19 protein-coding genes are annotated in these 21978 nt (G+C 68.2%); 10 read left to right on the top strand and 9 right to left on the bottom strand.

The window, feature by feature from the left end; genetic code table 11:
- Positions 1 to 131: 131 nt before the first annotated feature.
- Positions 132 to 1328 (bottom strand): ABC transporter substrate-binding protein, encoded by a 1197-nt coding sequence (locus DK459_RS19170; RefSeq protein WP_110134982.1) that lies wholly within the window; start codon positions 1326 to 1328, stop codon positions 132 to 134.
- Positions 1325 to 3328, bottom strand: coding sequence for a SpoIIE family protein phosphatase (locus tag DK459_RS19165; protein ID WP_054444337.1), 2004 nt, complete (start codon positions 3326 to 3328; stop codon positions 1325 to 1327). The genes DK459_RS19170 and DK459_RS19165 overlap by 4 nt, the downstream gene beginning before the upstream one ends.
- A gap of 169 nt (positions 3329 to 3497) precedes the next feature.
- Between DK459_RS19165 and DK459_RS19160 the strand changes: the two genes are divergently transcribed.
- Positions 3498 to 5906 carry an MFS transporter gene (locus tag DK459_RS19160; protein WP_233256827.1) on the top strand — a complete coding sequence of 803 codons (2409 nt, stop codon included), beginning with the start codon at positions 3498 to 3500 and terminating at the stop codon, positions 5904 to 5906.
- Between the two features lie 78 nt (positions 5907 to 5984).
- Here the strand turns inward: DK459_RS19160 and alr are convergent, their stop codons facing one another.
- A complete protein-coding gene (gene alr, locus DK459_RS19155; protein ID WP_110134980.1) occupies positions 5985 to 7130 on the bottom strand; it encodes an alanine racemase in 1146 nt (381 codons plus the stop codon).
- A 130-nt stretch (positions 7131 to 7260) separates the two neighbouring features.
- On the bottom strand, positions 7261 to 7692 hold the full coding sequence (locus tag DK459_RS19150; protein WP_006388679.1) for an ATP-binding protein: 432 nt from the start codon (positions 7690 to 7692) through the stop codon (positions 7261 to 7263).
- Positions 7693 to 7888: 196 nt separating this feature from the next.
- Between DK459_RS19150 and DK459_RS19145 the strand changes: the two genes are divergently transcribed.
- Entirely contained in the window at positions 7889 to 8224 is a 336-nt protein-coding gene (locus DK459_RS19145) for an STAS domain-containing protein (RefSeq protein WP_006388680.1), read from the top strand.
- A 16-nt stretch (positions 8225 to 8240) separates the two neighbouring features.
- Here the strand turns inward: DK459_RS19145 and DK459_RS19140 are convergent, their stop codons facing one another.
- Positions 8241 to 8477, bottom strand: a complete 237-nt coding sequence (locus tag DK459_RS19140; protein ID WP_006388681.1) for a hypothetical protein — start codon at positions 8475 to 8477, stop codon at positions 8241 to 8243.
- A 234-nt stretch (positions 8478 to 8711) separates the two neighbouring features.
- Here DK459_RS19140 and DK459_RS19135 point away from each other — a divergent pair, with 234 nt between their 5' ends.
- From DK459_RS19135 to DK459_RS19125, 3 genes are all read left to right on the top strand, one after another.
- Positions 8712 to 9647: a membrane protein gene (locus DK459_RS19135; RefSeq protein ID WP_006388682.1), complete on the top strand. Its 936-nt coding sequence runs from the start codon at positions 8712 to 8714 to the stop codon at positions 9645 to 9647.
- A gap of 84 nt (positions 9648 to 9731) precedes the next feature.
- On the top strand, positions 9732 to 10610 hold the full coding sequence (nadC, locus tag DK459_RS19130) for a carboxylating nicotinate-nucleotide diphosphorylase (RefSeq protein WP_006388683.1): 879 nt from the start codon (positions 9732 to 9734) through the stop codon (positions 10608 to 10610).
- A gap of 28 nt (positions 10611 to 10638) precedes the next feature.
- Complete coding sequence (locus DK459_RS19125; RefSeq protein WP_110134979.1) at positions 10639 to 11625, top strand: tripartite tricarboxylate transporter substrate binding protein; 987 nt, start codon at positions 10639 to 10641, stop codon at positions 11623 to 11625.
- A 75-nt stretch (positions 11626 to 11700) separates the two neighbouring features.
- Here the strand turns inward: DK459_RS19125 and DK459_RS19120 are convergent, their stop codons facing one another.
- The gene (locus tag DK459_RS19120) at positions 11701 to 12378 is read right to left on the bottom strand and encodes a tellurite resistance TerB family protein (RefSeq protein WP_020925192.1); all 678 of its coding nucleotides are present in this window, start codon (positions 12376 to 12378) and stop codon (positions 11701 to 11703) included.
- 179 nt (positions 12379 to 12557) lie between these two features.
- Here DK459_RS19120 and DK459_RS19115 point away from each other — a divergent pair, with 179 nt between their 5' ends.
- Positions 12558 to 12956, top strand: a complete 399-nt coding sequence (locus DK459_RS19115; RefSeq protein ID WP_070540354.1) for an OsmC family protein — start codon at positions 12558 to 12560, stop codon at positions 12954 to 12956.
- Positions 12957 to 13029: 73 nt separating this feature from the next.
- Here DK459_RS19115 and fabI read toward each other — a convergent pair whose 3' ends face one another.
- The 3 genes from fabI to gloB all read right to left on the bottom strand — a co-directional run bounded on the left by fabI (position 13030) and on the right by gloB (position 16188).
- Positions 13030 to 13815 (bottom strand): enoyl-ACP reductase FabI, encoded by a 786-nt coding sequence (gene fabI, locus DK459_RS19110; protein WP_006388687.1) that lies wholly within the window; start codon positions 13813 to 13815, stop codon positions 13030 to 13032.
- Positions 13816 to 13940: 125 nt separating this feature from the next.
- Positions 13941 to 15359, bottom strand: a complete 1419-nt coding sequence (locus DK459_RS19105; RefSeq protein ID WP_006388688.1) for a transglycosylase SLT domain-containing protein — start codon at positions 15357 to 15359, stop codon at positions 13941 to 13943.
- A 7-nt stretch (positions 15360 to 15366) separates the two neighbouring features.
- Complete coding sequence (gloB, locus tag DK459_RS19100) at positions 15367 to 16188, bottom strand: hydroxyacylglutathione hydrolase (RefSeq protein WP_020925188.1); 822 nt, start codon at positions 16186 to 16188, stop codon at positions 15367 to 15369.
- A gap of 20 nt (positions 16189 to 16208) precedes the next feature.
- Between gloB and DK459_RS19095 the strand changes: the two genes are divergently transcribed.
- The 4 genes from DK459_RS19095 (at position 16209) to DK459_RS19080 (ending at position 21974) form a co-directional block, all read left to right on the top strand.
- Positions 16209 to 16988, top strand: coding sequence for a class I SAM-dependent methyltransferase (locus DK459_RS19095; protein WP_020925187.1), 780 nt, complete (start codon positions 16209 to 16211; stop codon positions 16986 to 16988).
- Between the two features lie 49 nt (positions 16989 to 17037).
- Entirely contained in the window at positions 17038 to 17499 is a 462-nt protein-coding gene (gene rnhA, locus DK459_RS19090; RefSeq protein ID WP_020925186.1) for a ribonuclease HI, read from the top strand.
- Between the two features lie 240 nt (positions 17500 to 17739).
- On the top strand, positions 17740 to 18828 hold the full coding sequence (locus tag DK459_RS19085; RefSeq protein WP_006388692.1) for an efflux RND transporter periplasmic adaptor subunit: 1089 nt from the start codon (positions 17740 to 17742) through the stop codon (positions 18826 to 18828).
- A 29-nt stretch (positions 18829 to 18857) separates the two neighbouring features.
- Positions 18858 to 21974, top strand: a complete 3117-nt coding sequence (locus tag DK459_RS19080) for an efflux RND transporter permease subunit (protein WP_110134978.1) — start codon at positions 18858 to 18860, stop codon at positions 21972 to 21974.
- Positions 21975 to 21978 lie beyond the last annotated feature (4 nt).

The following is a 21978-nucleotide window of genomic DNA, read 5'->3' as shown; positions in this document are numbered from 1 at the left end:
CGTTCCTCAAATGCGCGGCAACATGAGGTCTGGCACAGGATCTGTCGGCACTGCCGATGCAAGCCATCGACCACTGCAGCCACGCGAAACGCTTGCCTTTATGGCCGACTCGTCAGTGCGGACGCTGCGGGTTACCGCGCCTCGTAGACTTCGTCGGCCGCCAGCAGGATATCCACGGGCGGATCGAAGCCGATCACGCGGGCGGTCTGCAGATTCAAGGCGATCTTGGCCGGATCGATCCAGACCTGGCTCAATTCGCGCGCCTTGGCGCCGTTGAAGATGCGCGCCATGGTCTCGGCATAGAACAGGCCGACGTACGAATAGTCGGCCTGCGCCAGGCTCAGCAACAGGCCATGCTTGACCTCTTCGGAACCCAGCATCGAGAAGCTGGGCACCCGCGCCTGCCGCAGGATCTCGGCCACCGTGTCGATCGACGTCGGGGTAACGCCGCGATGCACCGTGACGTAGGCCGCGTCGATCTGCGGCGCCAGCCTGGCATAGCATTCCAGCGCATTGCGGGTGGCCACTTCGGGCGCGATGCCATTGGAGGGCGCGTTGCAGGTCAGCACCTTGAAACCCTGTTCGCGCGCCACCTGCTCGACCGCCTCGACCGCGCTGTAAGTGCGGCCTTCGGGGCTATCCTCGTATACCAGGCCGAGCCGCTTGAACGGCACGATCTCATGGAACAGGCGCACTTGCCGCTGATAGCGCTCAGGCTGGACGCGCGCGTGCAGATTGTCCAGGCCGCTGTCCTGCGCCGAGCGGGTGATGCGGGAGCCGACCGCGTCGCTGGTCGAGGCCACGATGGTAGGCACCGGCGCGCCCAGGCCCGCCATGTCCTGACCGGCCCAGGTGCCCATGGCGATGATCAGGTCGATGTCCTTCCTGCCCTCCAGGCGCTGCTTGATCGATTCGCGCACGGCGGGCCGCTGCGCGGCGTCGAAGTTGCCGGGCTGCCACCAGGCGTCGCGCACGAATTCCAGCGTGTCGCTGCGGGCGTTGTCGGCCAGGTATTCCCACATCTGCCTGCCATTGAGGCCGTCGGGGATGACGGGAACGGTGATCCAGCCCAGTTTCTGCAGGCCATCGACGATGACGCGCAGCGTGCGCGGATATTCGCTGTAGTCGCCGCTCTCGAAATAGCCGATGCGCCATTTCCTGCCGTCGGGGCGCATCACCGGCTTGGTGGGGAACACCTGTGGCGTGGCGACGGGCGGCGCGGCCGCGGCACGACCGGCCGTGGGGGCCGCCGCCGCGGCCTGGGCCAGGCTCGCGGCGGGCGCCAGCAGGGCCAGGCTCAGCAATAGGGTGGACAGCGATGTCTTCATGGGCGGCGGATCACGATCAATGTGATGTCATCGGATTGTTCCGCGCCGTCGGCGAAGGCCTGCACGTCTTCCAGCAGACGCTTGGCCAGGCTGGCCGCCGGCACGGGGGGATTGGACAGCACGGCCAGCAGGCGAGGGTCGCCGTACTGCGCATTCTGCGGATTGACGGCCTCGGTGATGCCGTCGGTGTAGCCCACGAACATCTCGCCGGGCGCCAGCACGGTCGACAGGCAGCGGTACTCCAGGTCCTCCTGGACGCCGCAGGCGGGGCCGCTGCGGCCTTCCAGCAACCGCACCACGCCGTCCGCGCCCACCACCGCCGGCGGCAGGTGGCCGGCGTTGGCCCATTTGAGTTCGCCGGTGGTCATGTCCAGCACACCGACCAGCAGCGTGACGAACATCATGTTGGGATTGTTTTCGGACAGGCGATTGTTGATCTTCTGCATCATCAACGCCGGGTCGGTCTCGTCCTCGGCGGTGGCGCGGATCAAGGTGCGCGTCACCGCCATGAAGAGTGCCGCCGGCACCCCCTTGTCCGAAACGTCGCCGATGGCCAGGCACAGCCGGCCGTCGGGCAGGGTGAAGTAGTCGTACAGGTCGCCGCCGACTTCCTTGGCCGGCAGCATCACGGCATTCAGGTCGATCTGCTCCCGCGTAAGCGGCGACAGCGGCACCGGTAACAGGCCGAGCTGGATGGCGCGCGCGATATTGAGCTCGCTTTCGAAGCGTTCGCGGGCCGTGGTCTCGCGCATCAGCCGGGAGATGTTCTCGCGCAGCTTGCGGTCCATGAACAGGAACGATGCCGCCAGCCGGCCGACCTCATCCTTGTGCCTGTCCGGCAGCGCGGCGATGTAGGCGGGCACGCTGGATGCCGCGGTCAGGTCCTGCTCGGGCAGCAGGCGGGCATAGTGGGTCAGCGTCTCCAGCGGGCGCACGATGCGCGCCGCCACCAGCCAGGCGCATACCAGCGCCACCAGCATCATGCCGACGAAGATCAGCGCCTGCCGATTCAGCAGCTCGCGCGCCGGCGCCGTCAGGTCGCTTTCGGGAACCACCGCCACCACGGTCCAGCCCAGCGGCGCGAAGCGGGCGCTGTCGATTTGCCAGGGCCCGTCGCCGCCCTCGAAGCGCAGGCTTTGCAGCTTGCCGCCGCGGTCCTGGCGCGCCAGCAGCGCGCGCAGCGTTTCGCCCTGGCCATCCTTGGCGTCGAGCAGGCCGGCGCGCGCCTCGGGAGGCGCCACGACCATGCGGCCGTCATCGGCCGCGATGAAGATGAAGCCCGATTGCGCCAGCGTCAGTTTCGACAGCGTGTCGCGCACCGAGTTTTCCAATTGCGCGCGGCGCGTCTCGATCTGCTCGATCACATCCTGGGCGCTGTCGGAGATGGCGAAGACCCAGTTCCAGGGACGGAAGTAGCCGAAATAGGCGTAGCGCGTTTCGCCATCGCCACGCTGGGCCGACGGCGGCCAGCGGTAGATGGCAAAGCCATAGCCCGAGCTGCGGCTTTCCTCCAGCAGGGCCTGGGCCAGCGGCCGGTTCTTGAAGTCGGACAGCGACGACAGGTCGCGGTCGATCATGTCCGGGTTGCCGCTGGCCAGCACCTGGAAGTCGGCGTCATAGACGAAGGCGTAGCGGCGGTCGTCGAGTTTCAGGCGATTGATCCAGGCGCGCGCCATGCCCTTGGCCGCGCCGGGCGTCATGATGCCGCGCTCGGCCATGTCGGCATAGGCGTTCAGGGCCGCGGCCACCACCGTGCCGCTCTGCATCAACTGCCGCCGGCCGCTGCGCACCGTGGAAATCTTGTCCGCCAGCAGGGCGCCCCAGCGCGCCTCGGCATCCCGCAGCACCAGTTCCATCACGTTGCTGACGGCGTGGCGCTCGCTGTTGACCACCGTGCGCGTGACATTGCGCTGGGTGGTCAGCATCACGAATGCCGCGACCGCCAGGAGCAGCGCTACGACCAGTAGAAAAATCTTGCTACGGAGCGAGCGCAACGACATGGGGGCGATAGGCGGCGGATGAGGTGAAGGCGTGAAATAAGATGCAATTTGCATTAATTGTAAATACCATTGGTGCCCGTGTGTAAATACTTTGCGGCGGCGGGGCCCCATGCGTAGCGAACCAATACAAATAGTGCTCGATGGGTTGCGTCGTCGCCCCGTGCTTGAAGTGACGTTGGCCTGTCTGGCCGTGCTGCTGCTGGCGCAGGCATTGATCGGCGCGCTCAGCCTGTCCGCGCTGAACCGGCTGGTGGTGGATACCACCGCCGACCGCGTCGAGGTGGTGGCGCGCCGCGTCGCCGGCAATATCGAAAACGGCCTGCGCCTTGGCAAGCCGCTTGAACAGTACTTCGGTCTGCGCGACACGTTGCGCGATGGGGCCGCGGGCTCGCGCGGCGTGCAGGGCGCCGCGGTGCTGCTGGCCGATGGCCAGGCGCTGGCCACGCAGGGCGAGCTGCCCGAAGGCGCGGCGCGGTTGGCGCGCACGCTGGATGCGGGCGGCCCGCTCGCGGCGGGCCTGGCGCGCCGTGGCTCCGGCGCCCTGGTCGGCGTTGCCGACGACGGGGTGACGGTGGCCGTGCCGCTGATCGCCGCGGGCGGCAAGGTGGTGGGCGCCGTGGTGCTGTCCGCCGCCAAGGACGGCGAGGCCAGTCGCCGGCTCATCATCGACAACCTGCAGGTGCTGTTGCTGGTTACGGTGCTGGTCGGATTGGGATTGGCGGCGGTCTTCAAATACGTTGTGCCGCTGACCTCGCTGGCCGCCGGCGGCCGGGCCCGTTTCGTGGTGCCGTTGCTGGCGCTGGTGCTGGCACAGGGCGTGTACGCGGCCTACACCATTTCCACTTTCCGCAGCGGCTGGCTCGACGTGACGCGCAATAACGTCGGCCTCTTGGCCGAGGGCCTGCAGCGCGACCTGAACCGGGTGCTCGGCTATGGGCTGGAAGTGGACCGGCTGCGTGGCGTCGAGGCGCCGTTCAGCCGCCTGGCCGGCACTTTCCCGGCGGTGGCGCAGATCGAACTGGCCGACCGCAACGGCCGCGTCCTCTACGGCGCCGATGCGCGCGGGGCGCTGGACGTGTCGCAGTTGCCCGTGAGCCGGCCGCAGGCCGACGACCTGACGCTGGTGCTGCCCCTCGGCGCGGCACTGGCCGATCCCAAGGCGCATGGCGACCTGGTGCTGCGCCTGTCCGGCGATGTCATCGCCGCGGGGGTGCGCGGTCGCGCGCTGGATGCCGTGACGGTGGTGGCGGTGGCGCTGGTGGCCGCGATCGAGATGCTGTTGCTGCTGGCGCTGCTGATGAACCGCGCCTTCGCCGCGCGCGCCACCCTGGCCGACGGCAGCCGCGTCGGTCCCGACGATGAATCCGAAGTGGGACGCATCGCGCGGCCGGTGATGTTCGGCTTCCTGTTCGCGTGGGCGTTGCCGCTGGGCTTCCTGCCGTTGTATGCGCGCAGCCTGCCGGCCGGTGGCCTGGACCTGCCGGCCAATCTGTTGCTGGCCCTGCCGATCTCGGTGGAAATGGGCTGTGGCCTGCTGACCTCGCTGCTGGCCGGCCGGCTGACCGACCGCAGGGGCTGGCAGGTGCCGGTGCTGGCGGGCCTGGGCGTGTCCGCCGCGGGCATGCTGGCCTGCGCCGCCGCCGCCAATCTGCTGATGTTCAGCGCCGCGCGCGGCCTGGTGGGCCTGGGCTACGGCCTGACGTGGATGGGGCTGCAGGGCTTCATCGTGACACGCAGCCCGCCGCAGTATCGTGGCCGCAACATGACCGGCGTGATCGCCGGCCTGTTCGCCGGGCACCTGTCTGGCGCCGCGGTGGGCGCGATGCTGATGGAGCAGGTGGGCTTTCGCGCCGTCTTCGCGGTGGGCGCGGTGATGCTGGCGATGCCGCTGACGGGCGTGCTGGTGCTGATGCGCCCCTACATGGATCGCGGGCGCAAGCTGGCCGCGCAGGCGGCGGGACGCGTCCCCGCGCATTTCACCGATACCTTGCGCCTGCTTTGCACGCGCGACTTCGGCCTGTTGCTGCTGGGCAGCGTGATTCCGTTCTCTATCGCCCAGGTCGGCCTGCTGTCCTTCGCCTTGCCGCTCTATCTCGAAGCCGAAGGCGTGGCCGCGTCCAGCATCGGCCGGGTGCTGATGATCTATGGCCTGTGCGTCATCTACGTCGGGCCGCTGATGGGGCGGGTGGTGGATCGCAGCAGCATCAAGAAAAGCTGGATCGTGCTGGGCGGCCTGGTGGGCAGCGCCGGCATGCTGGGCCTGTACTTCAACAGCGGCCTGCTGGCCGCCGCCGCCGCGGTGCTGCTGCTGGCGCTGGCGAGCTGCTTCGCCGGCGCGTCGCAATCGCCCTACATGCTGGCCCTGCCGGATGTGCAGCGCTACGGCGCCGCGGGCGCCACCAGCGTCATGCGGGCTGCCGACAAGCTGGGCCAAATGGCCGGTCCGCTGGTGGTCGGCGCGATGTTCGGCGCCGCCGGCATGGGCGCGGGTCTGGCCGCGACCGGCGTGATCTACCTGGGCGCGACGCTGGTGTTCCTGTTGTTCGCGCCGGCCAGGCCGCGCGAAGAAACGGCCTGACGCCAGCGACGGTACCGCCGTGGCGCGCCGCGCCGCGGCTTGCGTCGGGGAGGCGCCGCGTGTCCTGGGCGCCGTCATTCAGCGCGTGGCGCCGGCCAGCGCCACCGGCACGCGCGCGCTCAAGCCAGTCAGCAATTGCGCAGCGATGGTGCCCGCGGCCATCGCCACTTCTTCGACCGGCGGGCCGTCCGCGCCCCACAGCGTCACGGGGGAACCGATGGCGGCTTGCGGGATGGGATCCAGGTCCACCGCCATCATGTCCATGGACACGCGTCCAAGCAGGCGGGTGCGCACGCCGGCCACCATCACCGGCGTGCCGGTGGGCGCATGGCGCGGATAGCCGTCGGCATAGCCGCAGGTAACGATGCCGACGTCCATGGTCGCCGGCGCCACGAAGGCGCCGCTGTAGCCGACGCCGGCGCCGGCCCGCACGCGCTGAATGCCGACCACTTGCGAGTGCAGCGACATTGCGGGCCGCAATGCCAACTGTGCCGCGCTGCGGTCGGCGAAGGGGCTGGCGCCATACAGTGCCAGGCCGGGGCGCACCCATTGCGTGCCGGCGGCCAGGCCGGCATGTCCCAGCACGGCGGCGGAATTGCTGGTGGACACCGGGCCCGGCAATCCGCGGACCACCTCGCGGAAGTGCGCGTCGGCCTGGCCGACGCCGTCGGCTTCATCGGCGCGGGCGTAGTGGTTCAAGTGGCCGATTTCGCCGACCAGGCCGCGCGCGGCCAGCTGCCGGGCCTGTTCGAAGGCGGCGCGATAGTCGTCCGCGCAGAAGCCGGTGTGATGGATGTCTCCGGCGAAACGCAGCCAGATCGCCGGCCGCTCGCGCGCCGGCGATTGCGCCAGCCATTGCAGTTGCGCGGCGTGGGTGATGACCAGGTGCAGGTCCGGCGTGTCCAGCAACAAGGTGTCGGCGGGAGAGTACAGGCCGCCATAGACCAGCACCGGTCCATTCCATCCGAGTTGCCGGCAGGCTCGGGCTTCGTCCAGGTGCAGCACGGCCAGGCCGTCGGCGTCGCGCAGGGCCGGCAGCACGCGCGCCAGGCCGTGGCCGTAGGCGTCGGCTTTCACCGTGGCCCACAGCCGTGGCGCGTCGCTGTCCGGCAACGCGGCGCGCAAGCGCGCGAGGTTGTGGGCCACGGCGCTCGCGTCGACGCGAGCATGCAGGGGGCGGGCAAGCAATCCTTCTGGACGATAGGGAGCGTTCACGGGCGGCATCTGAGCGGGGGCCACGCGCAACCGGCGCGCAGTCTATGCATGAGTGACAGATCACCGGGTTTCGTTCGGTACTTTCTGTCTGTGCACTGCAAGTTGTCGATAGCGCGTCTTGATGGGACGCGCCGGTGAGTCACGCGGCGCGCATCACGAGGGTCAGGCGATTGCGGTCGCCGTCGCGCGTGTAGCGCAGGTCGTGCAGATAGTGCTGCATCAGCCGCACGCCATGGCCGCCGATCTCGGCGTCGTCGAGCGTGGCGGCCAATGGGGGAGGCGCTGTCTTGGTGGGATCGTACGGTCGGCCATTGTCGATTATCTCCAGCGATATCCATTCGTCATCCTGGCGGCAGGCCAGGTTGACACGGGCAGGATCGGGCGCGAGCAGGGGATCGTCGAAGGCATACGAAACGATGTTCGTCAGCGCTTCGTCCAGGCTCAAGGACAGACCGAAGCTCAGCTTGGGTGACCAGCCGTCGCGCTCGGCGATGGCCTCCAGCCATTCGATGGCGGAAGCAACGGCGCGGGCGTCGGGGAGGAGGTCAAGCGTATCGGGCTGAGAGGGCATGGTCGCCTTGCGTTCAGTGGTACACGTGCAGGTGGAAGTATGCCCGAATGCGCGCCGACGGCGTACCGGCAGGCTATGCCGCGCGCGTTTTGAAGTTTGCGTTTGGCTGCGCGGGCGCCTCGCGTATCATCTCGGCATCGCGCCGCCGCCCGCAAGCGCCGGGATCCGGGGCGCCGGTCAATTTCCGGGAACCTCTATGAATCTCGCAATCGAGAAAGTCGGGGAAGTGCTGGTTGTCTCGCCCGAAGGGCAGATCAACAGCGGCAACGCCGCGGGCATCGAAGCGGACCTGTTGTCGCACGTGGAAAAGGGCGAGCACCGCTTCGTGCTCGACATGTCGAACCTGAACTACATCTCCAGCGCCGGGCTGCGCGTGGTGCTGGTGCTGGCCAAGCGCCTGAAGCAGAGCGCCGGCGCGCTCGCACTGTGCGCGATGCAGCCGCACGTGCGCGAGGTGTTCGACATCAGCGGATTCCTGGCCATCCTGACGGTGGTCGACACGCGCCAGGAAGCGGTGGCCAAGGTCGGCTGACGACCCGCGCGGCGCCTCAGGGCTTGCGGTTTTCGTACGAGGTATCGAGCAGATCGTCCTCCGGCGTGATGATGCCGGGATCTCCGGGGGGCTCGATGGCGCGGCCCTGCCGTGGCATGCCGGCGACCGTGGGACTCTGGTCGGGCATCGGCAGGACGCCGGTGCCCTTGCGCGGGTCGACGGTGGCAGCCTTGTCCTTGGCCGGTTCCGGTTTGGTCGCGGCGGCGGAAGAATCGATGGCGGTTTTCAGCATGATGACGTCTCCGGTTGTGGGCGTCCCAGGATGGCGACGCGCCGGGGATTTCCCTTCATCTTAGGGCCGCCATCGGCCCGCGGCGCCATTTGCGTTGTCACGTTTGCAAGGGGCTGTTGCAGCGTCCTGGCCCTTATAATGCCGGGCGCGGTGCGACGTTGCCAGACCACGAATGTCCTGGCCTCGCGACCTCCTTCCACAGCGCCCGGTTTCCTTCATTTCCAGCCATCCACCTTGACCGAATCCGTCGAACGCTCCGTCCATGCCGAACTCGTCGCCGTCCTGGTCGCCGTCACCAACGGCGAGCCGCGCGTCCTGACCACCGATGACGCGCGCGCCTTGCCTGCGGGGCCTTTCGAACTCTCGCACCGTTCGCTGCAAGCGGGCTTGCGGGCGTGGGTGGAGGCGCAGACGCATCATCCCCTGGGCTACGTCGAGCAGCTCTATACCTTCGCCGACGGCGATCGTTCCGACGAGTCGGGCGCGCGGGTCATGTCTGTCAGTTATCTCGGCCTGACTCGCGAGGCGGGCGAGACCGGCGTGGCGCAGGTCGGTTGGCAGGACTGGTACCGTTATTTCCCGTGGGAAGACCGGCGCGCGGGCACGCCCTCGGTGCTGGACGAACTGATCGTGCCACGCCTGCGGGCGTGGTGTGAAGGCGCTTCCGACACCGCCATGCGCAACCGCCGTGGCCAGCGCGTTGCCATCACCTTCGGGCTCGATGGCGCAGCCTGGAACGAAGACATGGTGCTGCAGCGCTACGAGCTGCTGTTCGAGGCAGGCCTGGTGCCCGAGGCGGGGCGACGCCACGCGGCGGGGCAGGCCGCCGCGCTGCCGGGCGAGCCGATGCGCCATGACCACCGCCGCATCCTGGCCACCGGGATCGCGCGGCTGCGCGCCAAGATCAAGTACCGGCCGGTGGTGTTCGAACTCATGCCGGCGCAGTTCACGCTGCTGCAGTTGCAGCAGGCCGTCGAGGCCCTGGCCGGGCGCGGCCTGCACAAGCAGAACTTCCGGCGCCTGATCGAGCAGCAGGCGCTGGTGGAAGAGACCGGCGAAATGGCAACCGGCACGGCCGGTCGTCCGGCCAAACTGTTCCGCTTCCGCCGCGACGTGCTGCTCGAGCGCGCCATCGCCGGCAGCAAGTTGCCCGTGTCGCGCGGGCTCTGACGCTTGACAAGCTCATATACTCATCTTTAGCATAAATGCATGCGCAATTGGAGCGCGCCTTTTTTTAACCAACAAATACTCAAAATGAGCATTAATGCTGAAGCCCCGTTCGCCCGATTGACCATTCCCTCCCTGCCGGATGTCATGCTGGAGCCGCTGGTGCGCGCGGCCCTGCTCGAAGACCTGGGACGGGCCGGAGACCTGACCACCGACGCCATCGTGCCGGCCGATGCCGTGGCGCAGACGCGCCTGGTGGCGCGCCAGGATGGCGTGCTGGCCGGTCTTGACCTGGCGCGCCTGGCGTTCCGCGCATTGGACCCCGCCATGGAGTTTCGCGTGGCGCAACGCGATGGCGCCGAGCTGGCGCCCGGCACCGAAATCGCGACCATCCGCGGCAACGCCCGTGCCATGCTCAGCGCCGAGCGGGTGGCGCTGAACTTCCTGTGCCACCTGAGCGGCGTGGCCACCGCAACGGCTTCGATCGCCCGCGCCATCGCCGGCCACGGCGCCCGCGTCACCTGCACCCGCAAGACCATGCCGGGCCTGCGCGCGGTGCAGAAGTACGCGGTGCGGGTGGGCGGCGGCAGCAACCACCGCTACGGCCTGGACGACGCCGTGCTGATCAAGGACAACCACATCGCGTTGGCCGGCAGCGTCGAGACCGCGGTGCAACGGGCCCGCGCCAGCGTCGGCCACATGGTCAAGATCGAGTTGGAAGTGGACACGCTGGCGCAACTGGAAACCGCGCTGGCGCTGGGCGTGGACGTGGTGCTGCTGGACAACATGAGCCTGGACGAATTGCGCCAGGCGGTTGCCATGGCGCGCGGCCGCGCCATTACCGAAGCCTCCGGCCGCATCACGCCCGACACCGCCGCCGCGGTGGCCGCCACCGGTGTCGACCAGATCGCCGTCGGTTGGGTGACGCACAGCGCCAAGGTGCTCGATATCGGACTGGACGCCTGAGTCCGGCCTTTTGCCAGGGATACGCATCATGAAACGCGCCCTTCGATTTTGCTTGCTGCCGCTGGCCCTGGCGCTGGGTGCCTGCGGCAATCCGCCATCCGGCGATCCCGTGGCGGACGCGAACTATCCGACCCGCCCCATCACCATCGTGGTGACCTTCCCGCCTGGCGGCGGCACCGACCTGTTGGCGCGGCGGCTGGGCGCCGACCTGCAGGAACAGTTCGGCCAGCCGGTGGTGGTCGAGAACAGGCCGGGCGCCAGCGGCAACATCGGCGCCCGCGTGGTCGCCGAATCGCCGCCCGACGGCTACACCTTGTTGATGGTCAACAGTTCGTTCGCGATCAACCCCGGTGTGTACCGCAGCCTGGGATTTTCGCCCAGGCGCGACTTCACGGCGGTGATGAATGTGGCGTTCGTGCCATCCGTGTTCGTGGTGCCGGCGGCCTCGCCGCAGCGCACCCTGGATGACGCGCTCAACGCGGCCCGACTCGAGCGTCCGCTGCCGTTCGCCTCCTGCGGCAACGGCACGCCGCAGCACCTGGCGGGTGAAATGCTGGCGCGGGCCACGGGCGCGCCCTTGCAGCAGGTGCCCTACAAGGGCTGCGGTCCGGCCCTGACCGATGTGATGTCCGGCCAGGTCGGCATGGGCGTGGTCACGGCGTCCAGCGCCGCGCCCTTGATCGCGGCGGGCCGCCTGCGCGCGCTGGCGGTGACGTCGCCGCAGCGTTCTCCCTTGCTGCCGGCCGTGCCGACCGTGGCCGAGCAAGGCATCAGCGGCTACGCGCTGGACCAATGGCACGGCCTGCTGGCCCCGGCCGCCACGCCGCCGGCGGTCGTGGCGAGGCTGAACGCCACGCTGGCGCGCATCATGCTGCGGCCCGACGTGCAGGCGGCATTGCGCGAGCAGGGCTTCACGCCGACGACGAGCTCGCCAGGCGCGTTCCAGGACATGATCAACGCCGATATCGACCGCTACACGGCGCTGACTGCCGCAATCGGCCTGCATGCCGATTGACAGGACATGAAAACGGCGGGGCCGGCGGTTGTGCCGCTGGCCCCGCCGCTGCGGGCTGGCGCGACGCGCCCGCCGTCAGGCCGCCGCGCGCGCGTGCTGTTCCAGCTGTTCCTTCAGCCCCGGTTGCAGCTTGAGCTGGCGCGCCAGTTCGTCCAGGTAGGCGCGCTCCATGTAGCTCTCCTCGTCGACCACCAGCAGGCTGGCCAGGTACATTTCGGCGGCCATTTCCGGTGTCTTGGCCGACTGCGCGATCACGGCGGGATCGAGCGGGCGCGACAACTCGGTTTCGAGCCAGCGACGGTCCTGCGCATCGCTGGACAGCTTGGCCAACTCGGTTTCCAGCAGGGCGCGTTCTTCAGGCCCGATGTGACCGTCGGCCTTGGCCGCCCCGATCATCGCGGTCAGCACCGCCGTGCTGTGCTGTTCGGCCTCGGGCGCGGGCAGGCGGTCCAGCGTCTGCGGCGGGGCGGCGGGCGCGCCGGCCTGCTTGCGCTGCCAGTCGCCATAGGCGCGGTAGGCCAGGGCGCCAAGCGCGGCCATGCCGCCGTACATGGCGACCTTGCCGCCGATCTTGCGGGCCTTCTTGCTGCCCAGCAGCAGGCCCAGCGCGCCAGCGCCCAGGGCGCCGCCGCCCAACCCGGTCAGGAAGGACGATCCTTTGCCGCCCGTGGCTCCCTGCACCTTGGAACCGGCGTCGGCCAGCAGGCCCTGGCCGGATTGCAGCAATTGGTCTAGAAGTTGTCTGGCGCTCATGCGGTCTTCCTGTTGAATGCAAACGATCTTGCGGACAGCAATATCCGACCAGCGCCGAGGCTGGAAGTTCAGCTTACAGTCAGAAATGAGTGTTGCGGAAGCCCGCTAGCCGGCCGCGGATGCTACAAACGGGGCAGGAGCGGCCCGTCGTGCCGCCCGCAACGCGAGGAACCCCGCCCATGACCATCCACGTGCGCCAGAACGCGCCCAAGACCCTGCAGTTCACCGCCACGGCCGAAGGCCACGACCTGCCGCTGGACATGCCGCAGCCGCAAGGCGTGGGCCCCGATCCCCACGATTACTTCGATACGGCGCTGGGCGGCTGCAAGGCCATGACGCTGATGGTCTACGCGCAGCGCAAGGGGCTGCCGCTGGAGTCGGTGGGCGTTGACGTGGTGCGCGATGCCAGCGAGGAACGCAAGGGCGTCTATCGCCTGACCGCCAAGCTCACCTTGCATGGCGAACTGTCGGACGCGCAGATCGACGAATTGCTGGCGGTGGCCGAGAAATGCCCGATCCACAAACTGATGACCGCGGTGGACGTGCAGGTGTCCACGCTGGTGGTGCGGCCGGCCTGAGGCGCCGGCAGCCCGGGCGGAAGACCCGCCCGGCGCGCAACGGCCGGGCGGCGCGCCCGGCCCGCCAACGGAATTACTCTTCCATGCCCGGGACGATGGTCGAGAAACCGGCGTCCACGTGGGTGATTTCGCCGGTGACGCCGGCGGCCAGGTCCGACAGCATGAACGCGGCGACGTTGCCGACGTCATCGATGGTGACGTTGCGGCGCAGCGGCGCCTGGGCCTCGACGAACTTCAGGATGGCCGAGAAGTCCTTGATGCCGCTGGCGGCCAGTGTCTTGATCGGGCCGGCCGAAATGCCGTTGGCGCGGATGCCGCGCGGACCCAGCGCCGTGGCCAGGTAGCGCACGCTGGCTTCGAGCGAGGCCTTGGCCAGGCCCATGGTGTTGTAGTTGGGCACCACGCGTTCGGCGCCCAGGTAGGTCAGCGTCAGCACCGAGCCGTTGCGGCCTTCCATCAGCGGCAGCGCGGCCTTGGCCATCGCGGCGAAGCTGTAGGCGGAAATGTCATGGGCGATGCGGAAGCCTTCGCGCGACAGGCCGTCCAGGAAATTGCCGGCGATGGCTTCGCGCGGCGCGAAACCGATCGAGTGCACCAGGCCGTCCAGGCCGTCCCAGCGCTTGGCCAGCTCGGTGAAGGTGGCTTCGATCTGGCTGTCTTCGGCGACGTCGCAGGGCAGCACGATGTCGCTGCCGAACTCGGCGGCGAATTCGGCCACGCGGTCCTTGAAGCGGTCGCCGACGTAGGTGAAGGCCAGTTCGGCGCCCTGCTGATGGCAGGCGCGCGCGATGCCGTAGGCGATGGAGCGGTTCGAAAGCACCCCGGTGACCAGGATGCGTTTGCCGGCGAGAAAGCCCATGTGTGTGATTCCTTTGATTTTTTCCTGCTGGAGACCGCCTATTTTAAGGAGTTTGGCGGTTTCGCGGACAAAACAGAGCGGCGCCCTTGCGGGCGCCGCTGCATGAAGCGTATCGATCGCGGGGTCTAGCCGCGGGCGTTGGTGCCCGGCACGCGCAGCTGGGTGCCGATCTTGAGCGCGCTGCCCTTGAGGTTGTTCAGGGCGCGCAGCGCGTCCACCGAGGTGCCGTATTGCTTGGCCAGCGAGAACAGCGTGTCGCCCTGGCGCACCTTGTGGGTGCGCACGTTGGGACGGGCATTGGCCCCGCGGGCGGCGGGCGCGGCGGCCTTGCCGCGCGGCGCCGGCGTCTTGCCGGTGCTGACGGGAGCCGAATCCAGCGCGCCCACCGGCGCGGCCAGCGAGGCCAGTTGCACGCCGCCGGTGCCCGGGTCGCCCGGCACCAGCAGCGACTGGCCCGAGGCTACCTTCTGGCGCGAGCCTATGTCGTTGGTTTCGCGCAGCTTGGCTTCGGTCACGCCAAAACGCTTGGCGATCGAGGCGTAGGATTCGCCGCGGCGCGAGTGGTAGACCTTCCAGGCGCTCAGGTCGCCCTTGTAGTTGGTCAGGTTGGCGTTGAAGATCTCGACGCGGTCGGCCGGCAGCAGCAGGGTGGGGGCGTGGTCGCCGCGGATCACCGGGCGGTTGAACGACGGGTTCAGCGCCTTGAATTCGTCCAGCGGCATCTCGGCCAGCTTGGCGGCGATTTCCAGGTCGATGTCGCTGTTCTTCTGCACCGTCACGAAGTACGGCGTGTTGCCGACCGGCGGCAGCGCCACCGCGTAGCGCTGCGGGTCGGCGATGATGTTCTTGATGGCCTGCAGCTTGGGGACGTAGTTGCGGGTCTCGTCCGGCATGTTCAGGGACAGGTAGTCCGTGGGCTGGCCGGCGGCCTCGTTCTTGGCCATGGCGCGCTGCACCGAGCCTTCGCCCCAGTTGTACGAGGCCAGCGCCAGGTACCAGTCGCCCTGCATCTCGAACAGTTTTTCCAGGTAGTCCAGCGCCGCGTTGGTCGAGGCGATGGGGTCGCGGCGCTCATCGCGCCACCAGTCCTGCTTCAGGTTGAAGTGCTGGCCGGTGGCCGGCACGAACTGCCACAGGCCCGAGGCCTGGGCGCGCGACAGCGCGGTGGGGTTGTAGGCGCTTTCGACGAAAGGCAGCAGCGCCAGCTCGGTCGGCAGGCCGCGCCGGTTGATCTCGTCGACGATGAAATACAGGTACTTGCCGGCGCGCTCGGCCATGCGCTGCACCGCCTCGGGGTGGGACGCGTAGTAGTCGGTCCACTGCTGCGAGAGGTCGGTGTTCAGGTTGGGGATGGCGAAGCCGCGGCGGATGCGGTCCCAGGCGTCGACCGGCGGATTGGTCAGGTCCACCGTGCGGGACGTGTCGCGGGCGATGTAGCGCCCTTGGGAATTGGTGGTGAGGTTCTTGCTGTCGTGGGATTTGGTTCCTGCGCAACCGGCGAGGACTGCCAGCAGAAGTGGCAGAAGGAGTCGGGAGAAATTCATCGGGCGGTCACTTGAAATCGTTCTTCCATTCACGAAGGGAGGCAAAAACCTCTACCGGCGTCGGGTGGTCGTGGCCGGCCCAGTTGTCTGCGGCGCGGACGACGTCAGCTTGCTGCGTACGCAAAAACGGATTGGTCGCGCGTTCCTGGCCGATGGTCGACGGAAGCGTGGGGAGACCTTCTGCGCGTAATTGCCGGGCCCGCTGATACCACTGTTGCAGGGTGCGGTTGGCGGGTTCGACCGCCATGGCCCAGCGCAAGTTCGCTAGAGTGTACTCGTGTGCGCAAAAAACCTGTGTATCTGGCGGTAAAACAGAAAATTTTTCCAAAGAATCAGACATTTGCGCGGGAGTGCCCTCGAAAAGCCGGCCACAGCCCCCGGCAAACAGGGTGTCGCCACAGAACAGCACAGGCTGTTTTCCCGCCGCCCGCCCGGTGTAGGCGATGTGGCCGGCGGTATGTCCCGGCACGTCCAGCACGGCCAGGTCCAGGTCCAGTTCGGGCAGCACCACGCGGTCGCCTTCGACCAGCGGCACGTCGCAGCGCGGCAATTTTTCGCGCGCCGGGCCGTACACCGTGATGTCGCCGATGCGGGACAATTCGAGAACACCGCCCACATGGTCGCCATGATGGTGCGTGAGTAGAATGGCGCGCAGTCGCAGGCCTTCGCGGGCCAGCCATTGCAGCACCGGGCCGGCTTCGCCCGGGTCGACCACGGCGGCCTGGCCGTCGCGGACGATGGCCCAGATATAGTTGTCGGTGAAGGCGGGCAGGGGCAAGACCGCGGCATTGCGTTCGCGGCCGCCTGCGGGGGCGGTCAAGGCTTGCATGGGATTCGAAGGAATAAGACGTGGCAGAAGAGACTCCGCCGATTGTAGAACTGGCCGAATGGTTCCAGACTCCGCCAGGGCAATACGCCCTGGCCTGGGAGCGCGCGCAGTTCGACGCGGCGGTGGCGGACGTCTTTGGATATTACGCCTGGCAGGTCGGCCTGGCCGACCTGAACCTGCTGCGCGCCAACCGCATGCCCTTCAAGGGGTATGTCGGCACCGAAACCCCGACCGCCGAAAGCATCGCCGGCTGGCAGTCGCGCGTGGTGCTGGCGCAGCCCGAGGCGCTGCCGTTCGAATCGCAGAGCGTGGACCTGCTGATCCTGCCGCATGCCTTCGAATGCACCAGCGAGCCGCACAACGTGCTGCGCGAGGTCGAGCGCGTGCTGGTGCCGGAAGGGCGCGTGGTGATCTCCGGCTTCAACCCCTGGAGCATGTGGGGCGCGCGCACCCGCATGCCGGGCATGGAGCCCTGGCTGCCGCAACCGCCGTCGTCGCAGGTGTCGCTGCCGCGCCTGAAAGACTGGTTCAAGCTGCTGTCGCTCGAGGTCGAGCAAAGCCACTTTGGCTGCTACGCGCCGGCTTGCCGCAGCGAAAAATGGCTGCAGCGCTGGGGCTTCCTCGAATCGGCCGGCGCGCGTTGGTGGAGCGTGGGCGGCGCGGTCTACCTGGTGTCGGCGGTCAAGCGCGTGGCCGGCATGCGTATCATCGGCCCGGCCTGGAAGACCAAGCCCAAGCGGGCCCGGGCCGCGTCGGTGGTGGTCAACCGCCAGGCCGACGACGGCTTCGACCGCTCCTGAGCGGCCCGCCGCATTCACATCGAGAGTACAAGGACATACAAGCAGCACCATGCAGGACAACAACGCGAACGACCAGAAAGTGGAAATGTGGACCGACGGCGCCTGCAAGGGCAATCCCGGTCCGGGCGGCTGGGGCGTGCTGATGCGCGCCGGCGTGCACGAAAAGACCATGCACGGCGGCGAGGCCCAGACCACCAACAACCGCATGGAACTGCTGGCCGTGATCGAGGGGCTGCGCGCGCTCAAGCGTCCCTGCGCGGTCACCATCCACACCGACTCCCAGTACGTCATGAAAGGCATGACCGAATGGCTCGCCAACTGGAAGCGGCGCGGCTGGATGACGGCCGACAAGAAGCCGGTCAAGAATGCCGAGCTGTGGCAGTCCCTGGATGAGCAGGTGCGCCGTCACACCGTGTCGTGGCGCTGGGTGCGTGGCCATGCCGGCGATCCCGGCAACGAGCGCGCCGACCAATTGGCCAACCAGGGCGTCGAGTCGGTCCGACGCGGCTGAACGACCCGCCGGGGCGCCGCGGCGTCCGTCAACGGCTCCGTGTTTTCACCGATGCGGGCGCGCTGCGGCGGCCTGCCGCATCGGGAAATACCCTGGGTCGGCCGGTTTAGTGCTTTCAGTGCGCTTCAGGATTGTTCCAGGTTGTAAATCCGGTGCTAAAGTGCCAACCCTTGATCCTGTTCCTGCGGCGCCGTCCCAGCGGGGGATGCCTGGCACGCGCCGCGATACCGCCACATTCGCATGAAAAAAGCAGCATTGCTGGCCGCTATCGCGGCGGGAGTGGCCGCGGGGGCCGCTCTGGGCGTATTCGTGCCGCGCTGGCTCGCGCCGGTCGCCACGCAGGCGGCCAGCGCCGCCGCGCCCGCCCAACCCGTCTCCAAGGCGGCTCCAGTGCGGGTCGAAGTCTCCGCCGTCACGGAAATTCCGTTCGCCCGCGGCCTGTCGGCGGTGGGCAGCCTGCGCTCGGATGAGGCCGTGATGCTGCGGCCCGAAGTGGCCGGCCGGATCCAGTCGATCGAATTCAAGGAAGGCCAGCCGGTCAAGCGTGGCCAGGCGCTGATCCGCCTGGATGATTCCGTGCCGCGCGCCGAACTGGCGCAGGCCCGTGCCAACCTGGCGCTGGCGCAGAGCCACTATCGCCGCGCCGTGGCGCTGCAGGCCAAGGGCTTCGTCAGCCAGCAGGCGCGCGACGAGTCGGCCAGCACGCTCAAGGTGCAGGAGGCCGCGGTGGCGCTGGCGCAGGCGCGCCTGGACAAGATGACCATCAGCGCGCCGTTCGCCGGTTTCGCCGGCCTGCGCAGCGTGTCGGTGGGCGACTACGTCAACCAGGGCCAGGACCTGGCGCCGCTGGAAGCGATCGACCCGCTCAAGGTGGATTTCCGCGTGCCCGAGATGTATCTCAGCAAGGTCGGCGTGGGGCAGCAGCTGACGCTGCGCCTGGATGCCTTGCCAGGCCAGGAACGCCCCGGCCTGGTGTACGCGGTCAGCCCGCTGGTCGATGCGGGCGGGCGCTCCATCCTGCTGCGCGCCACCGTGGCCAACGCCGATTCGCTGCTGCGCCCGGGCATGTTCGCGCGCGTGCAGTTGCTGTTCAACCAGGACAAGGCGCTGGTCGCGCCCGAGGCGGCGCTGTCGCCGTCCGGCGAGACGCAGTACGTATACCGCGTCAAGGACGGCGTGGCCGAGCGCCGCGAAGTCACCATCGGCGAGCGCCGTGAAGGCAAGGTCGAGATCCTGACGGGCGTGGCGGCGGGCGACCAACTGGTGGTCTCCGGACTGCAGCGCGTCACCGACGGCGGCCCGGTGCAGGTCGTCAACAACGGCGCCTGACGCCACTATCCCAGCGAGCGGCGGCCTTCATGCGCATTTCGGAAACCTGTATCCAGCGGCCGGTGTTCGCATCGGTGCTGTCACTGGTCATCGTGCTGATCGGTCTGATCTCGTATTCGCGCCTGACGGTGCGGGAATATCCCAAGATCGACGAGCCCATCGTGTCGGTGGACACGACCTACAAGGGCGCCTCGCCCGAGGTGATCGAGTCGCAGGTGACCAAGCCGCTGGAAGACCAGTTGGCCGGCATCGAGGGCGTGGACGTGATGACCTCCCGCAGCCGCTCCGAGCGCAGCCTGATCAACATCAAGTTCAACCTGTCGCGCAATCCGGACGCGGCGGCGGCCGAAGTGCGCGACAAGGTCTCGCGCGCGCGCCGTTTCCTGCCCGACGAGATCGACGAGCCCATCATTGGCAAGGTCGAGGCGGATTCGCAGCCCATCATCTACATCGCGGTCGAGTCCGGCTCGTATTCGGCCATCCAGACTTCCGACTACATCAACCGCTACATCAAGACCCGCCTGTCGGTGCTGCCCGGCGCGGCCGAGGTGCGCGTGTTCGGCGAACGGCTGCCGTCCATGCGCATCTACGTCGACCGCGACAAGCTCGCGGCCTACGGCCTCACGGTGCAGGACGTCGAGTCGGCGCTGCGCAGCCAGAACGTGGAGATCCCGGCCGGCCGCATCGAGTCGCGGGCGCGCGAGTTTTCGGTGGTGTCGTCCACCGACCTGCAGACCCCGGCGCAGTTCGAGAACGTCATCGTCGCCAACGTGAAGGGTTATCCGGTGCGGCTGCGGGACGTGTCCAAGGTGGAGATCGGGGCCGCCAACGACCGCATCCTGTCGCGCTTCAACGGCAAGCCGGCCATCAACATCGGCGTCACGCGCCAGTCCACCGCCAACCCGCTGGAGCTGTCGAAGGCGGCGCGCGAGGAAGTGGCGCGGCTGAACGAGAACCTGCCCGCGGGCATGAAGCTGACCATCGCCTACGACTCGTCGGTGTTCATCGAGCGCTCCATCGACTCGGTGTTCCACACCATCGGCGAAGCCATCGTCCTGGTGGTGCTGGTGATCTTCTTCTTCCTGCGCAACCTGCGCGCCAGCATCATTCCCATCGTCACCATCCCGGTGTCGCTGGTGGGCGCTTGCGCGCTGATGTACCTGTTCGGCTTCTCGATCAACACGCTGACGCTGCTGGCCATGGTGCTGGCCATCGGTTTGGTGGTGGACGATGCCATCGTGGTGCTGGAGAACATCTTCCGCCACATCGAGGACGGCATGCCGCGCAAGGAAGCGGCGCTGCGCGGCTCGCGCGAGATCGGCTTCGCCGTGGTGGCCATGACCATGACCCTGGTGACGGTGTACGCGCCGCTGGCCTTTGCCACCGGCCGCACCGGGCGGCTGTTCATCGAGTTCGCGCTGGCGCTGGCCGGCGCGGTGCTGGTGTCCGGCTTCGTGGCGCTGACGCTGACGCCCATGATGTGCTCGGTGCTGCTGCGCCACCAGAGCAGCCACAGCCGCTGGTACAACCTGATCGAAGGCTGGCTCGACGCCATGAGCAATGGCTACCGGCGGACACTGGCGCTGGCGCTGCGCCATCGCTGGCTGGTGGTGGCGATCGGCATCGCGGTGGCGGCGGCCAGCGGCGTGCTGTTCAAGGTGGTCAAGAGCGAGCTGGCGCCGGTCGAGGACCGCGGCGTCGTGTTCGGCATCGTCAGTTCGCCGGAAGGCGCGACGCTGAACTACACGCTCGACAGCATGCTCGGCATCGAGAAGTTCTACGCCGCCATTCCCGAGGCCAGCGGCAGCCAGGTCACCGTCGGTTTTCCCACGGTCACCGACGGCACCGCGATCCTGCGCCTCAAGCCCTGGGAGGAGCGCGGCCGCCGCCAGCAGGCCATCACCCAGGAACTGCAACCGTTGTTCTCGTCGCTGCCGGGGGTGCGGGCGTTCCCGACCAATCCGCCGTCGCTGGGCCAGTCGGCGCGTTCCAAACCGGTGGAATTCATCATCATGAGCCAGGCCTCCTACGAGGAACTGGCGCGCCTGACCGAGGTGTTCCTGACGGAACTGCGCAAGTATCCCGGCCTGCTCAACCTGGACACCGACCTGCGCCTGAACACGCCCGAGTTGCGGGTGCGGGTGGACCGCGACAAGATGGCCGACGTCGGCACCAACGTCGACACCGTGGGTCGCACCCTCGAATCGATGCTGGGCGGACGCCAGGTGACCCGCTACAAGGACCAGGGCGAGCAGTACGACGTGATCGTGCAGGTCACGCCGCGCGACCGCGCCACCCCCACCGACATTTCCGGCATCCACGTGCGGGCGCGTGACGGCAGCATGGTGCAGCTGGACAACCTGGTGGCCGTGCACGAAGGCGTGTCGCCGCAGTCGCTGAACCACTTCAACCGCCTGCGCGCGGTCAAGATCGACGCCGCCGTGGCGCCGGGCTATGCGTTGGGCGAGGTGCTGACCCACATGCACCAGGTGGCGCGCGACGTGCTGCCCAATACGGTGGTGACGGACCTGGACGGCCAGTCGCGCGAGTTCCGCGATTCGTCGGCCAGCATCTACCTGGTGTTCGCCATGGCGCTGGCCTTCATCTACCTGGTGCTGGCGGCCCAGTTCGAAAGCTGGCGCAACCCCTTCATCATCATGCTGTCGGTGCCGCTGTCGATGACCGGCGCGCTGCTGGCGCTGTGGCTGACGGGCGGCACGCTGTCGATCTACAGCCAGATCGGCCTGATCACGCTGGTGGGCCTGATCACCAAGCACGGCATCCTGATCGTCGAATTCACCAACCAGCTGCGAGACGAGGGCAAGGCCCTGTTCGAGGCCGTCACCGAGGCCAGTGTGCTGCGCCTGCGGCCGATCCTGATGACCACCGGCGCCATGGTGCTGGGCACCGTGCCGCTGGCGCTGTCGTCGGGCGCGGGCGCCGAATCGCGCCAGCAGATCGGCTGGGTCCTGGTGGGCGGGCTGATGCTGGGTACACTATTGACCTTGTTCGTCGTGCCGGTGGCCTACACCCTGATCGCCACCGCACGCAGGAAACCCGGCCCGGCCGGCAGCGCAACGCATCCCCCGGCCGGCCCGGCGGATGGCCAGGCGCCGTCGACGCCAGCGGCCCAAGCGTCGGAATAGCTTT

The sequence above is a fragment of the Achromobacter sp. RW408 genome (assembly GCF_003184165.1).
Taxonomy (GTDB): domain Bacteria; phylum Pseudomonadota; class Gammaproteobacteria; order Burkholderiales; family Burkholderiaceae_B; genus Achromobacter; species Achromobacter xylosoxidans.
Note: the sequence above shows the minus strand (reverse complement) of the source record. Positions and strands in the feature narration are given on the sequence as shown.

Excerpts from the sequence above, each read along its gene's own strand:
- DK459_RS19150 (WP_006388679.1), bottom strand. The coding sequence starts at position 7,692 with ATGCCCTCTCAGCCCGATACGCTTGACCTCCTCCCCGACGCCCGCGCC.
- DK459_RS19080 (WP_110134978.1), top strand. The coding sequence starts at position 18,858 with ATGCGCATTTCGGAAACCTGTATCCAGCGGCCGGTGTTCGCATCGGTG.
- DK459_RS19085 (WP_006388692.1), top strand. The coding sequence starts at position 17,740 with ATGAAAAAAGCAGCATTGCTGGCCGCTATCGCGGCGGGAGTGGCCGCG.
- rnhA (WP_020925186.1), top strand. The coding sequence starts at position 17,038 with ATGCAGGACAACAACGCGAACGACCAGAAAGTGGAAATGTGGACCGAC.
- gloB (WP_020925188.1), bottom strand. The coding sequence starts at position 16,188 with ATGCAAGCCTTGACCGCCCCCGCAGGCGGCCGCGAACGCAATGCCGCG.
- alr (WP_110134980.1), bottom strand. The coding sequence starts at position 7,130 with ATGCCGCCCGTGAACGCTCCCTATCGTCCAGAAGGATTGCTTGCCCGC.
- DK459_RS19170 (WP_110134982.1), bottom strand. The coding sequence starts at position 1,328 with ATGAAGACATCGCTGTCCACCCTATTGCTGAGCCTGGCCCTGCTGGCG.
- DK459_RS19140 (WP_006388681.1), bottom strand. The coding sequence starts at position 8,477 with ATGCTGAAAACCGCCATCGATTCTTCCGCCGCCGCGACCAAACCGGAA.
- DK459_RS19120 (WP_020925192.1), bottom strand. The coding sequence starts at position 12,378 with ATGAGCGCCAGACAACTTCTAGACCAATTGCTGCAATCCGGCCAGGGC.
- DK459_RS19115 (WP_070540354.1), top strand. The coding sequence starts at position 12,558 with ATGACCATCCACGTGCGCCAGAACGCGCCCAAGACCCTGCAGTTCACC.
- fabI (WP_006388687.1), bottom strand. The coding sequence starts at position 13,815 with ATGGGCTTTCTCGCCGGCAAACGCATCCTGGTCACCGGGGTGCTTTCG.
- DK459_RS19165 (WP_054444337.1), bottom strand. The coding sequence starts at position 3,328 with ATGTCGTTGCGCTCGCTCCGTAGCAAGATTTTTCTACTGGTCGTAGCG.
- nadC (WP_006388683.1), top strand. The coding sequence starts at position 9,732 with ATGAGCATTAATGCTGAAGCCCCGTTCGCCCGATTGACCATTCCCTCC.
- DK459_RS19105 (WP_006388688.1), bottom strand. The coding sequence starts at position 15,359 with ATGAATTTCTCCCGACTCCTTCTGCCACTTCTGCTGGCAGTCCTCGCC.
- DK459_RS19145 (WP_006388680.1), top strand. The coding sequence starts at position 7,889 with ATGAATCTCGCAATCGAGAAAGTCGGGGAAGTGCTGGTTGTCTCGCCC.
- DK459_RS19125 (WP_110134979.1), top strand. The coding sequence starts at position 10,639 with ATGAAACGCGCCCTTCGATTTTGCTTGCTGCCGCTGGCCCTGGCGCTG.